This window comes from Senegalimassilia sp., assembly GCF_977052095.1.
In genome coordinates this window covers 44,829-57,758 of the sequence record NZ_CDRSTZ010000006.1, presented here as the reverse complement: position 1 = coordinate 57,758, position 12,930 = coordinate 44,829, and the positions used below count along the sequence as shown (strand labels likewise).

Genomic DNA, 12,930 nt, shown 5'->3' with positions numbered 1-12,930 from the left:
TGAATTCAACAGTCTTGTATTATGCCACGGCACCCTTGCGGGTGCCGTGAAGTCTACTAAATTGTCACGTGAGCGCGCCGATTACGCTTGTGGCGCGACGTTAGCCCATGAAGTTTTCCAGGCCCACGATAAGGCCTTCTTTGTCGCCGACGCTGCGGATGCCTAAAAGCACGCCGGGCATGTAGGACTCGCGGTCCCAGGAATCGTGACGGATGGTGAGCGTCTGGCCCATGGAGCCGAACACCACTTCCTGGCTGGCCACGTAGCCCATGGAGCGCACGGAATGAACCGGCACGCCGTTGATAAGCGCGCCGCGCGCACCCTCTGCACCGGCGATCTCGGTTTCCTTGCCCGGAGCGGTGCTGACGCGGCCGTCGCGCGCCTGCGAGATGATCTCGGCCGTGCGAACCGCCGTGCCGGACGGCGCGTCCTTCTTGTTGCAATGATGGAACTCCAGCACCTCGGCTTCCGGGAAAAACGGCGCTGCCGCTTTCGCGAACTGCATCATGAGCACGGCGCCCGTGGTGAAGTTCGGGGCATAGAACAAGCACGTGCCTGCGGGGGCCAAGGCCGCCAGCTCCGTGAGCTTGTCGTTGGACAGGCCCGTGGTGCCCACGACGCAGTCGATACCGGCGGGAAGCGCCGTGCGCAGATTGCCTTCCACCACCGAGGGCTGCGTGAAGTCGACGAGCACGTCGAATCCGCCTGCGGCTACGGCCTGCTCCACCGTTTCGTACACGGCGAAGGCATCAGATGCCCCGTGGGGATCGATACCGCAGGTCACCTGCATGTCGTCGGCGGCGGTGACGGCGTTGACGACAGCGGAACCCATGCGTCCGGCGAAGCCGGAAACTGCAACGTTGATCATAAGTGCTCCTTAGTGCTTGGGGCCGGCGGCGGTAAGGCGATTGCTGCCGGCGCTTGGCGACACGAAAACGGCGGCCTGCGCTAACAGGCCGCCGAAACACTGCATCTATGCCCTACTGGACGTCGTGACGACGACGCGGGGTGCGGTTGGCGCGGCCGGGGCGCACGTCGCGCTCGGCGTGGCCTTCGTGCTTGCCGCCCTTGTCGTGGTCGCGGCCGCCGCGCTTCTCGCGCGGAGCCGGGGCGCTGCCTTCGGGGGCATCGGGCTTGTCGAGGCGATCGAGGGAAATCTTGCCCGTCTTCGGGTCAACCTCGAGTACCTGGACCTTCACCACGTCGCCCATGGACAGCACGTCCTCCACCTTGCCGACGCGGCCGTTGGCCACGCGGGAGATGTGCAGCAGGCCGTCCTTGCCCGGCGTCAGCTTGATGAAGGCGCCGAAGTCCTTGATGCCCACGACTTCGCCTTCGTAGATTTCGCCGACCTCCGGCTCCTTGACGATGCCCAAGATCATGGCCTTGGCGGCCTCGCCCGCAGGGCCCTCGACGGCAGCGATGTGGATGGTGCCGTCTTCCTGGATGTCGATCTGCGCACCCGTCTCGTCCTGGATGCCGCGGACAACCTTGCCGCCGGAACCGATGACGTCGCGAATCTTGTCGACCGGGATGTGGATGGTCTCGATGCGCGGAGCGGTGTCGCGCAGGCTTGCGCGCGGCTCGGGCAGCTCGGCAAGCATGGCGTTGAGGATGAACGCACGGCCTTCGTGGGCCTGCTTCAGCGCGCGACCAAGGATTTCAGTGGACAGGCCCTTGGCCTTGTTGTCCATCTGCAGGGCCGTGATGCCCTTCGCCGTGCCGCACACCTTGAAGTCCATGTCGCCGAGGAAGTCCTCAAGGCCTTGGATGTCGGACAGGATGACGACGTCGTCGCCTTCCTTGATGAGGCCCATGGCGATGCCGGAAACGGGAGCTTTGATCGGCACGCCGGCATCCATGAGCGCCAACGTGGAACCGCAGGTGGAAGCCATGGAAGAAGAGCCGTTAGACTCCAGAATCTCGGACACCACGCGGATGGAGTACGGGAACTCGTCCTCGGAGGGGATCACCGGCAGAAGCGCGCGCTCGGCCAGTGCGCCGTGGCCGACTTCGCGGCGCTTCGGGGCGCCCATGCGGCCGGTTTCACCCGTGCAGTACGGCGGGAAGTTGTACTGGTGCATGTAGCGCTTGCCCTCTGCCGGATCGATGGTGTCAAGGCGCTGCCACTCGTTGAGCATGCCAAGCGTGGCGATGGAGAGCGCCTGGGTTTGGCCGCGCTGGAACAGGCCGGAGCCGTGCACGCGGGGCAGGTAGCCCGGCACGATGTGCAGCGGGCGAATCTCGTCGGGGCGACGGCCGTCGGCGCGCTCGCCCGTTTCGATGACCATGGCGCGCATGGCGTGCTTCTCAAGCGCCTTGAGGGCGGCGGCGATGTCAGAGCCCCAGGCGGCAAGCTCTTCCTCGCTGAACTGATCGGCCTTGATGCGGGCCTTCAGCTCCTCGACCTTGCCCATGCGGGCCTGCTTGTCGGCGTCTTTCAGGGCGGCGGACATCTCGTCGAAGAACGGGTTCACGCGCTCGTCGATGGACGGATCGGCCACATGGATGGGCCACTCGACCGGCGTGATGTCGCAGCGGTCGAGGAAGCGCTGCTGGGCGCGGCAGAATTCGGCGATGGCCTCCTGGCCGAAGTTCATGGCGCGCAGCATGAGGTCTTCGGTGACCTCGTTCGCGCCGGCTTCCACCATGGAGATGTAGTCGGCCGTGCCGGCGATGGTGAGCTCGAGGTCGGAGGTCTCCTGCTCGGCGTAGGTGGGGTTGACGATGAACTCGTCGGTTTCCGGGTTATGGGCGATGCGCACGCAGGCGGCCGGGCCGTCGAACGGGGCGCTGCCAAGCATCAGCGCTGCGCTGGCGCCTCCGACGCAGATGCAATCGGGCGGGTTCTGGCCGTCGCACACGAGCGTGGTGGCAACGATGTGCACCTCGCGCTTGAAGCCGTCCACGAAGCCGGGGCGGATGGGACGGTCGATCATGCGTGCGGTCAGCGTGCCCTTTTCAGACGGACGCGCCTCGCGCTTGAGGTAGCCGCCGGGGATGCGGCCGACGGAGTACATCTTCTCCATGAAGTCGACGGTGAGCGGGAAGAAGTCGTAGTTCTTTTCTTCCTTGGAGATGACGGCGGTCACGAGCACGGTGGTGTCGCCCTGCGTGACGAGCACGGCGCCGGTGGCCTGCTTAGCCAGTTCGCCCGTTTCGAAGCGGTACGTTTTGCCGAAAAGCTCGAAGGACTCGACGATCTTTTCCATGTGGTGTTCTTTCTTTCTCTTCTGCCTTAACTGCCCTAGTGCAGCTAAGCTTCTTCGGCCTTTCGGTACTTATGGTTCCCTGTGGCCGCGAGCAGGCGCGCCCTTGCACGTCCGACCGCTATGCAAAAGCCCGCGCGGGCTGCGCGGGCTTTCGTTGACTAGATGTTGTCGCGGATGCCGAGCTTCTTGATGAGGGCACGGTAGCGCTCGATGTCGCGTTCCTTGATGTACTTGAGCAGGCCGCGACGCTTACCGATGAGCATCATGAGGCCACGACGAGAATGGTTGTCCTTCTTGTGGGTCTTCAGGTGCTCGGTGAGGTTGCGGATGCGCTCGGACAGGATTGCAACCTGCACGTCCGGATTGCCCGTGTCGTGCTCGTTCGCGCCGAATTCGGCTACCAGTTCTGCCGTACGCTCTTTCGAGATGCTGAGTTTGCTAGGCATAGCTTAACTCCACCTTTCCTGCGGGTCTGCCCCGCCTTCCGTGCAGCTTATGAAAGCTGCGCTCTACCTGCTTTTCGCTGAGATCCATGCAACATGGGAACCAAGTGAAAAGTGTTTGCCGAATGGCAACTTGTCAATTGTATGCGATGACCTGGCGCGTTCGCAAGATGTACCTGAGCGCGTCACAGCATGCGCACATCTTTGCACCGGCCGGCGAAACGAACGCCGCAGCCGCCGTTGTCCCTGGTGCGCTACTCAGTCGCGCGGGCTGCGCGCAGGCCTTGCACCAGCTGATCGGCGCACGACGTGGAGCGGCGTCCGCACGTGTTGCCTTCAAGCACGCTTGCCACCTCGTCGATGTTCTTGCCTTCGATGAGCTTGCTGATGGCCTTCAGGTTGCCGTCGCAGCCGCCGACGAAGTCGACGTGCTTGATGGTGTCGCCATCAAGGTCGATGTGGATTTCGCGCGAGCACACGCCGCGGGGTTGGTAGGTATACATGTGTTCTCCTCTCGTCGATGATGCAAGTATGACAGACGCGATAAGGTTCTTTGCGCGTCTCCTAAAACAATCCGCAGGCGAACAGGAACGCCAGCGATTTGAGGTTCGTGGATGCGTGCATGTGGGCCCAGGCCTGGCATAGGCGCAGCACGCCAAAGACGGACGATTGGTCGATATCCGCGTGCGCGATGTCGGAGAAACGCATGCCCAAAAGCGCGCGGGCCCACGATATGGTGGCGGCGTTTATGCGCACGGCGTCGGGCGTGACGCAGGCTTGGCATTCCACGCCGCCTTCGGCATAGGAAAACGCGATGCCCCGCACTTGTGCGTCAGCCTGTTGCGCGTCGATGGACTGGCCGCACAGGCAGCAGGAATCCAGCGTGGGGCGCACGCCCGCGAACGCGAACGTTTTCAGCAGGTGTGCAGCTGAGATGGCGGGCGCGTGCAGTGCATCGGCGCCATCGAGGGCACAAAGCGCGGCGCTGGTGCATGCGAACAGCTTCGGATTCTCCAGATCGGCTTGCGTGATGCGGTCGAGCAGCTCAAGCATGGGGGTTGCCGCCGCAGTGCGCTCGATGCTTTGCCGTAGCGCACCGTTACCCGCGCAGAGGCGCACTTCCTTCACGATATCAAGCGACCTGCCGCGCGCGAAGAGCACGTCGGCTTCTGCGCCGAGTTCCAACCGGGAAGCGAACTGGCTGGATGGCCGGCGCGCCCCTTTTGCCACGGCCCGCAGCTGACTGCCGTTCTGCGCCAACAGCGAAAAGATCAGGTCGGTCTCCCCTAGCTTCGTTTTGCGCAGGACGATGACGCGCGCCGTGTAGGTTTGCTGCGCCACCGCTATTGGAACGACACGCTGGTGACGTTGTCGGACGAATCAAACGTAATGGTGCCCGAGACTTGCTTGGAGTCGCCGGAAACGCTCAGCGTTTGCCCCAGCACGGTCACCGAGGTTGAAGCGCGGCCCGTTGCGGTGAACGACACGGTGTTGTCGCCTTGATACGTGACGCTATCGACCGACGAAACGGTGAACGCCGAGTTATCGGACGCCTTCAGCGTGTTCGAGGCCAGATATGACCGGGCTGCCTGCGTCAACTCGCTTCCGCGCGATTTTGCGATGTTGATGGTGACGACAGTATCGGATGAAGCCTTCGAGCCAGCTTGCGGATCGCTGCCGAGAAGCGTGCCTTCGGGAACCGTCTCATTATACGTATAGGTGGAAGCGGCTTGAAGGCCAGCGCCTTCGATGGCGGACACGGCCTCGCGGTACGTCATGCCCGTGATGTCGGGAACGGTGTAGGCTTCGGCAACCGTCAGCGTGATGGCCGTGGAAGCCTTCGCTTTTTCGCCTTCACCGGGGTTTACCGACAGCACCGTGCCTTCGGCCTCGTCGGAGCGCTCCGTTGTAACGGTGACGTTTTCAAACCCGCTGTCGGCCAGCGCTTTTGCGGCATCGTCTTGGGTTTTGCCCACCACCGCGGGAACAGTGCGCGACGTGGAGACATGGATGACCACTTCGGAGCCCTCTTCCTGGCGCGCGCCGGCACCTGGATCCATGAGCAGCACCAAGCCTTCCGTGGACTCAGAGGGCACCGTGGTGGCACGCACGGTGAAGCCCTTGTTCTGCAGCAGGTACGTTGCGTCGGACTGCGTCATACCCGTGACGTCGGGAATGACCTTGCCGCCCCACATCTCGAGATAGTACGTGACACCCGCAGCGGCTACCGCGGCAAGAAGGAGCGCAAGCGCGATGATGATGGCGGCTTTCTTGCCGCGGCCGGCGCTTTTGTGCGCATCGGGGGCTTTGAAGTCTTTCTGCTTCGGCGGTTCGACGCCTTCGATGCGCGGCATCTGCATGGTGTCGCCGGCGCTCCAGGCTGATTTCGGCGGCACGTATCCGGGGTTCACCAGGAACTCGTCGAAGCCGGACAGGTCTGCCCCCGTTGTTGGGCGTGGGTCGGGCGCAGTCAGTTTCGGTCCAATGACCTGGGTTTTCTCGGCCTCAAGCGCCACGGAGCGCAGTTCGCGGACGTCAAGCACGTGCGTGCGGTCGTTATCCTTGATGTCAAGGTCGCTTAGGGCGTTTCCTAGATCGCACGTTTCGCTTGCCTCGAGAGATGCTGCTTTAGAGGCATCGTCGGATTCGTTGTTGCCGTTTTCAGCAGCGTTGTCATCTGCGCTGCCTTCTGACTCGTTGGCATCTTCTTCGGGTTTTGCCTCTTCGACGTCGAAATCTTCGTGCTCGGTTTCCGATTCGACTTCATCGTGAGGCTCGTTATCTTCGGTTTCGGGCAGCGGAAGCGCATCATCGATTTCGTCCGCGATTTCTTGTTGGGCAACGGGCTCGTCGTCGTTGAATTCGTCAACGGGCTCGTAGGAGAACGCGCGCTCGGGCGTGGTCATGCCGTAGCCGGAGGCGCTGATGTACGGCAGACCTTCGAGGGCTTTGCTGTCGGCTTGAGTTTCTTCGGGGGCGTTATCGGCCGCAAGCCGCGTTCCGCATTCGTCGCAGAACTTCGCTCCTGAACGATTTTCCGTATGACAATGAGGACAAATCATGCCGAAACTCCTAGCACAAACCTTGCAATCACAATAGCCCTATTGTAGCGAACGCGGCCGGGCCGACCGCGTTCGCTTTGTCAACATGCGCGAAAGGATTACAACCCTTCGCCGTAGCCGAAGCGCCTGATTTGCGTGGCGTCGCGGCGCCAGTTCTTCTTCACCTTCACCATGAGGTCGAGGTATACGCGGGTGCCGAGCAGCTGTTCGAGGTCGGCCCGCGCTTCTTGGCCGATGCGCTTGATGGCCTGGCCGCCCTTGCCGATGATGATGCCTTTCTGCGAGTCGCGCTCCACGTAGATGCGCGCCAGAATACGGTTGAGGTTCTTCGCCTTTTCGTACTCCATGTGCTCGATGGTGACGCCGATGGAGTGCGGTACCTCGTCGCGGAACGTGCGCAGGATTTTCTCGCGGATGAATTCAGCCACGATGACCTCGATGGGCTGGTCTGTTTCCATGTCGGCGGGGAACCATGCCGGGCCCTCGGGCAGGAAATACTCCACTTCCTCGATGAACGCGTCCACGTTGTGGCCCGATTCAGAGCTCAGTCCCACCATGGCGTCCCAGTTGGCCAGCTTGTCGGCGGCTTCGGCCTGCGCGTGAAGTTGGTCTTTCGTGACCAGGTCGGATTTCGACAGCACGCAGATCTTCTTCGCGTGCTTGCAGTGCGGGCCGTCAAGCTGGGCCGCCACCCACTCGTCGCCGCGGCCGACGGGCTTGGAGGCGTCGATGAGCATGGCGATGACGTCGACGTCTTCAAGCGCCTTGAGCGCCGAGGTGTTCAGCTCTTCGCCCAGCGCGTCGTGCGGCTTGTGCAGGCCTGGCGTGTCCACGATGATCATCTGCATGTCGTCGCGCGTGTATACGGCGCGGAAACGGTGGCGCGTGGTTTGCGCCGTGTTCGACGTGATGGCGATTTTCTTGCCCATGATGGTGTTGAGCAACGTGGATTTGCCGGCGTTCGGGCGGCCGATAAGCGTGACGAAACCGGATTTGAAGCCGTCGCCCGAAGGCGGCGCGGCGTGTCCGAAGTAGGCGTCGAGGTCCATAAGTCTCCTTTGAGGGTTGGGTTGCTAGGAAATGAAAAGCGCCAGCAAGCGCGGGGCGAACACGATGATGCCCACCACCAGCGACGCGATGGCGCCAGCAAGCGCCGCGCCGGCCGCGCAATCTTTCGCCTTGCGTGCCAGCTCGTGGTAGCCGGGGCTTGCCAGGTCCACCACGGCTTCAATGGCGGTGTTAAGCGTTTCAAGCGCGAACATCATGCCGATGCACACGATGACGGCAAGCCACGACGCCGTGTCGATGCGCAGCGCGAAGCCGAGTATGATGGCAACAACGGCGAAGCCGGCGTCGATGCGCAGGTTGCGCTCGCCGCGCACGGCTTCGGCAAGGCCGCGTCCTGCGTTTGCGAACGCAGAGCCAAGTTTGTAGCGCTGGCCCTGCCCTTTCGTGTCGGCCGTGCGCACGAAAGGCTTCGTTTCGTTGGCGGGCATGGCTTAACGGCTGTTCCAGGCTTTGAGGATTTCGTCCTCAAGCGCTTCCATGACCTGGGCTTCCTCTTCCACGATGTGGTCGTAGCCGCAGAGGTGCAACAGGCCATGCACGAACAGCAAGCTGATTTCCTGCTCGAACGTAGTGCCGAACTCGTGCGTTTGTAGTTCGGCCACGTCGGGCGCGATGACCACGTCGCCCAGCTCGTACACGTCGTCGAAGCCTTCGGGCACGATGTCGGAAAGCTCGTCTTCCACGCCGTCGCATTCGAACGACAGCACGTCGGTGGGGCCGACTATCCCGCGATACGTTTCGTTAAGGTTCGCAATCTCATCGTCGGTGACGAAGCTTAGGGACACCTCGGTGTTTTCTGGTTTGCGCTGGTGATTCAGCACGAATTGTGCCAGCTCCACCAGCGGCATGTCCTTCAGGTCGTCTTCGCGATAGTCGTAATTAATTTGCACGTCCATGATTTGCCTTCTTCTGCGCGCTGTGCGTTTGCGCGCGATCGTACGCCGAGACGATGGCGGCCACGAGCGTATGGCGCACCACGTCTTTGCCGGAAAACTTGCAGAATGAGATGCCGTCGATATCGCCGAGGATGTCATCGATGCCCTTGAGGCCCGAAACGCCGTGCGGCAAATCGAGCTGCGTGATATCGCCGGTAATGACCATTTTTGACCCGAAGCCCAAACGCGTGAGGAACATCTTCATTTGCTCGGGCGTGGTGTTTTGCGCTTCGTCCAGGATGACGAAGCTGTCGTTGAGCGTGCGCCCGCGCATAAACGCCAGCGGCGCGATCTCGATGACGTTGCTTTCGATGAGCTGCTGGGCGCGCTGCATGTCGGTCATGTCGAACAGCGCATCGTACAGCGGGCGGATGTAAGGATCCACCTTTTCGGAGAGCGTGCCGGGCAGAAAGCCAAGGTTCTCCCCCGCTTCCACCACCGGACGCGTGAGGATGATGCGCCCCACTTCCTTGCGCTTGAGCGCCGCCACGGCCATGGCCATGGCAAGGTACGTTTTGCCCGTGCCCGCAGGGCCGATGCCGAACGTGACGGTGCTGTTGCGAATAGCATCGACATAGTGCTTCTGACCTGCGGTTTTCGGCCTGATAGCCCGTCCGCGGTACGTGAGCAGTATGTCCTCGCGCAGCGCCGTGGGCGAAAACTCCGCATTGCGCAGAAGCTCGATGGCACGGGCGACGTAGCCCGAGTCGGGGACGTCGCCGGCCTCCACGTGCTTAATGAGCTCCGTGAACAAGGCGGTGAGCGATTGGACCTCGATGGGGTCGCCTTCAAGCACGATGGAGTCGCCGCGCACGGTGATGCGCGAGTCGAACGCCTCTTCGATTTGGTGCAGCAGGCAATCGCCCGGTCCGACGACCAGCGCCATATTCACCGATTGCGGCGCGGTCAAGGTGATGTGCGTGTTCTCTGTCATGGGCGCTAGTATAGCACGAGGAATTTCGCGTTTTTGCGGCGCGGCCTGCACGTTCACGGCCTGCACAAGCTAAAGCGTTACGGGCATGAGCGCGCCTGCCTTGGCACCTTCGGGAGCCGACAGCTCGTGGTAGCTTTCCGTCATGGCCACGCCGTTTTCCTCGATGAGCGCCAGCTCGCTGGTGCCAGCTCTGTTTTCTCGATCTTGTTGGCGTAGTTGCTTGGCAAGCGCGCGTAGCGTACGGGCGCGTTCGGCACGCATTTCGTGCGGAACTTGATCGGTGCGCGCAGCTGCGGGCGTGCCCTCGCGCTGCGAGTACGGGAACACGTGGATTTTCGAGAAGCGGCAGCGTTGCGCCACGTCAAGCGTTTCTTGGAAATCCGCGTCCGTTTCGCCGGGAAAACCGCAGATGATGTCGGTAGACAGCGAAAGCTCGGGAAGCTTTGCATACAGCTTGTTTACCAGCGCCTCGAACTGCTGCGCCGTGTACGGGCGGTTCATCTCGGCAAGCACCTTCGTGGAGCCCGATTGCAGCGGCAGATGCAGATGGCGGCAGATGCGGCCGTTCGAGCGAGCCATGACGTCGATGAGCTTGTCGGACACGTCGGCCGGTTCGATGCTTGAGATACGGAAGCGACACGGCGGCTGGCCTGGTTCGTGCACGTCGGCGGTGTCGTCGAGCAACGCCTGCATGAGGCCGTCGAGCATAAGGGCTTCGCCCTGGCCGCCATCGAAGCGATACGACCCCAGGTTGATGCCGGTCAGCACGATTTCGCGCACGCCCGCTTCGGCGAGCGCCTTGCATTCTTCGCGCACATCGCCAGCGTTGCGGCTGGTGGCCCGCCCGCGCGCAACGTGCACGATGCAGTACGTGCAAGCGTTGTTGCAGCCGTCCTGCACCTTCACACCCACGCGCGTGCGAAAGCCGTTGCCAACGGCCAGTGCGTGATATCCCGACTCCAAAGGCCCAACCAGCTGGTCAAGCACTTCATCGACCTGCAGTTTTCCCGCAACATGCACGCGGCCCGGTGCCATGGCCGTGAACGCATCGGCATCGATGGCCGCTGCGCAGCCGGTTACCACCACGTGCGAAGACTCGTTCGCACGCAGGGCATGGCGCACCGCCTTGCGCGTTTTCTTCTCGGCTTCGCCCGTGACGGTGCACGTGTTCACCACGACGATGTTCGCGGCGGCTTCGTCGGTTTCCTGGCAACCGCGTGCAAACAGGCCCGATGCGAACGCATCGGATTCCACGCGGTTGACCTTGCAGCCAAGATTCACGATGGCGAAGTTCATGCGCGCTCCTTTGCGCCCAGCCCGCCCAGTTCATAGAGCACCAGCGCCGGCGCCACGATGCCGGCGGTTTCCGTGCGCAGGATGGAGCGGCCCAGCGATACCAAGCTTGCGTGCGCGTTGCTCGCCAGAAGTGCCTCCACCTCTTCCGGAGCAAGTCCGCCCTCGGGGCCAACAACCACTGCGATTCGTGCTTCGATATGGGGTTTTCCTACATGAGCTAGTGCGCTTGCAAGCGCTTCGTGTAGCACGGCCGTGCCCGGAGCCTCTTCCCAGCACACGAGCACCGCGTCAAAGCCCGCCAGCGCGGCGCACACCGCGGGCAGCTTCATGGGCTGATTCACGTGCGCCAAGCGCGTTTGCCCCGATTGCATGGCGGCGCTTTTGGCGATGGCTTGCCAGCGCTCGGTTTTCGCAGCTGCTTTCTTCGCGTCTACTTTCATGATGGAGCGTGAGGCGGCAAACGGCATGAATTCGGCGACGCCCAGTTCGGTGGCATGGCGGATGACGGTTTCCATCTTGTCGCCCTTCGCCAGGCCCTGCACCAAGCAGACGTGCGGCATATCGCTTGCCTGGTCGAGATGGCCGGCAATGCGCACGACGGGCAGCGCCTCGGCAAACGAGACTACTTCGCATTCGAAATAATCTTGGGCGGCATCGACGACAGCAACGTGTTCGCCCGGGGCAAGGCGCAGCACTTTGGCGTGTTTGGCATCATCGCGCGAAAGCGCAAGCGGAAATTCCGCTTGCGCTTCGTTTGCGAGCACCTGATCGTTTAGAAAGAAGTGTGGAAGAGACACAAAGCTCCTTCGCTAGTTGAACTTGTCGCGCAGCTTCTGCAGCGGCGTGCGCGCCTCGGAAACGTCTTCGCCCAGTTCGTGGGCCAACTGCTCAAGCAGCTCGCGCTGCTTTTTCGTAACCTTCTTCGGCACCACCACGGTAACGTGCACGTACATATCGCCGCGAGCATCGCTGCGGAAGCGCGGCATGCCGAAGCCTTTCACGCGCACGATCTGATCGTTCTGCAGACCCTCGGGGATGCGCACCTTCACCTTTTCGCCCTCGAAGATGCCGTCGACCTCGATTTCGGCGCCAAGCGTTGCCTGGACGATGGACACGTTTGCGCGGCAATGCAAGTCGTCCCCGTCGCGTTCGAAGAACTCGTGGGGCTGGATGCGGCACGTGACGATAAGGTCGCCCGAGCGCGCCCCGCGAAGGCCTGCCTCGCCGAAGCCGGTCAGGCGCAGCTGCTGGGCATCGCGAATGCCCACGGGCACCTCGACGGTGACGCGCTGACGGTCGGGCACGCGGCCCTGGCCTTCGCACTCAGGACACGGGTTGTCGATAGTTTTGCCCGTGCCGTTGCACTTGCTGCACGTGGTGGCCGTTTGCATGTCGCCCAGGAACGTGTGCTGCACGGTGACCACGCGGCCCTTGCCGCCGCACTCGGGGCAGGACACTTCCTTGCCGTTTTCGCCCAGGCCCGTGCCGTCGCAATCCGGGCAAGGCGCCAGGCGGTCGTAGACGATTTCTTTTTTGGCGCCCGTGGCAACTTCCTCAAGCGTCAGGCGCAGGCCAACGCCCATGTCGCGGCCTTCCGTGCGCTGCTGGCGCGCACCACCGCCGCCCGCGGCACCGCCGAAGAAACTGCTGAAAATATCGCCGACGCCGAAGCCACCGCCGAACAGGTCGTCGAAGTCGACGTAGCCGTTGCCGCCATAGCCGCCGCCCGCGGCGCCCGGGACGGTGCCGAAGCGGTCGTACTGGGCGCGCTTGTTGGCGTCGCTGAGCACATCGTATGCTTCGTTGAGCTCTTTGAACTGGTCTTCTGCGTCGGGAGCTTTGTTTACGTCAGGGTGCAGCTCGCGCGCTTTGCGACGAAACGCCTTCTTGATATCCGCCTCGGTTGCGTCGCGGGAGACGCCGAGAACTTCGTACAAGTCCTTCGCCATGGTGTTTCCGTTCTACCTTTCTTCGGGGCGC

13 protein-coding genes are annotated in these 12,930 nt (G+C 62.6%); all 13 read right to left on the bottom strand.

Features of this window, described 5'->3' with window-relative positions; genetic code table 11:
• Positions 1-100: 100 nt before the first annotated feature.
• Positions 101-868, bottom strand: a complete 768-nt coding sequence (dapB, locus tag ACWI6D_RS02350) for a 4-hydroxy-tetrahydrodipicolinate reductase (RefSeq protein WP_449133524.1) — start codon at positions 866-868, stop codon at positions 101-103.
• Between the two features lie 112 nt (positions 869-980).
• Positions 981-3,212 carry a polyribonucleotide nucleotidyltransferase gene (locus tag ACWI6D_RS02345; protein WP_449133523.1) on the bottom strand — a complete coding sequence of 744 codons (2,232 nt, stop codon included), beginning with the start codon at positions 3,210-3,212 and terminating at the stop codon, positions 981-983.
• 158 nt (positions 3,213-3,370) lie between these two features.
• The gene (rpsO, locus tag ACWI6D_RS02340; protein WP_129422894.1) at positions 3,371-3,658 is read right to left on the bottom strand and encodes a 30S ribosomal protein S15; all 288 of its coding nucleotides are present in this window, start codon (positions 3,656-3,658) and stop codon (positions 3,371-3,373) included.
• Between the two features lie 251 nt (positions 3,659-3,909).
• Positions 3,910-4,158, bottom strand: a complete 249-nt coding sequence (locus ACWI6D_RS02335; protein ID WP_449133522.1) for a TIGR03905 family TSCPD domain-containing protein — start codon at positions 4,156-4,158, stop codon at positions 3,910-3,912.
• A 61-nt stretch (positions 4,159-4,219) separates the two neighbouring features.
• Positions 4,220-4,996, bottom strand: coding sequence for a DNA repair protein RecO (gene recO, locus ACWI6D_RS02330; protein WP_449133521.1), 777 nt, complete (start codon positions 4,994-4,996; stop codon positions 4,220-4,222).
• Between the two features lie 2 nt (positions 4,997-4,998).
• Positions 4,999-6,717, bottom strand: coding sequence for a PASTA domain-containing protein (locus tag ACWI6D_RS02325; RefSeq protein WP_449133520.1), 1,719 nt, complete (start codon positions 6,715-6,717; stop codon positions 4,999-5,001).
• Between the two features lie 98 nt (positions 6,718-6,815).
• Positions 6,816-7,766: a GTPase Era gene (gene era, locus ACWI6D_RS02320; RefSeq protein WP_302716759.1), complete on the bottom strand. Its 951-nt coding sequence runs from the start codon at positions 7,764-7,766 to the stop codon at positions 6,816-6,818.
• A gap of 24 nt (positions 7,767-7,790) precedes the next feature.
• Positions 7,791-8,213: a diacylglycerol kinase family protein gene (locus ACWI6D_RS02315; RefSeq protein WP_449133519.1), complete on the bottom strand. Its 423-nt coding sequence runs from the start codon at positions 8,211-8,213 to the stop codon at positions 7,791-7,793.
• Positions 8,214-8,216: 3 nt separating this feature from the next.
• The gene (gene ybeY / locus ACWI6D_RS02310; RefSeq protein ID WP_449133518.1) at positions 8,217-8,681 is read right to left on the bottom strand and encodes an rRNA maturation RNase YbeY; all 465 of its coding nucleotides are present in this window, start codon (positions 8,679-8,681) and stop codon (positions 8,217-8,219) included.
• Complete coding sequence (locus ACWI6D_RS02305; RefSeq protein ID WP_449133517.1) at positions 8,665-9,654, bottom strand: PhoH family protein; 990 nt, start codon at positions 9,652-9,654, stop codon at positions 8,665-8,667. Before ACWI6D_RS02305 ends, ybeY begins: the two co-directional genes overlap by 17 nt.
• 69 nt (positions 9,655-9,723) lie before the next feature.
• Positions 9,724-10,950: a tRNA (N(6)-L-threonylcarbamoyladenosine(37)-C(2))-methylthiotransferase MtaB gene (gene mtaB, locus ACWI6D_RS02300; RefSeq protein ID WP_449133516.1), complete on the bottom strand. Its 1,227-nt coding sequence runs from the start codon at positions 10,948-10,950 to the stop codon at positions 9,724-9,726.
• Positions 10,947-11,747 (bottom strand): RsmE family RNA methyltransferase, encoded by an 801-nt coding sequence (locus ACWI6D_RS02295; RefSeq protein ID WP_449133515.1) that lies wholly within the window; start codon positions 11,745-11,747, stop codon positions 10,947-10,949. The genes mtaB and ACWI6D_RS02295 overlap by 4 nt, the downstream gene beginning before the upstream one ends.
• A gap of 12 nt (positions 11,748-11,759) precedes the next feature.
• Complete coding sequence (dnaJ, locus tag ACWI6D_RS02290) at positions 11,760-12,899, bottom strand: molecular chaperone DnaJ (RefSeq protein WP_129422904.1); 1,140 nt, start codon at positions 12,897-12,899, stop codon at positions 11,760-11,762.
• Positions 12,900-12,930: the final 31 nt, after the last annotated feature.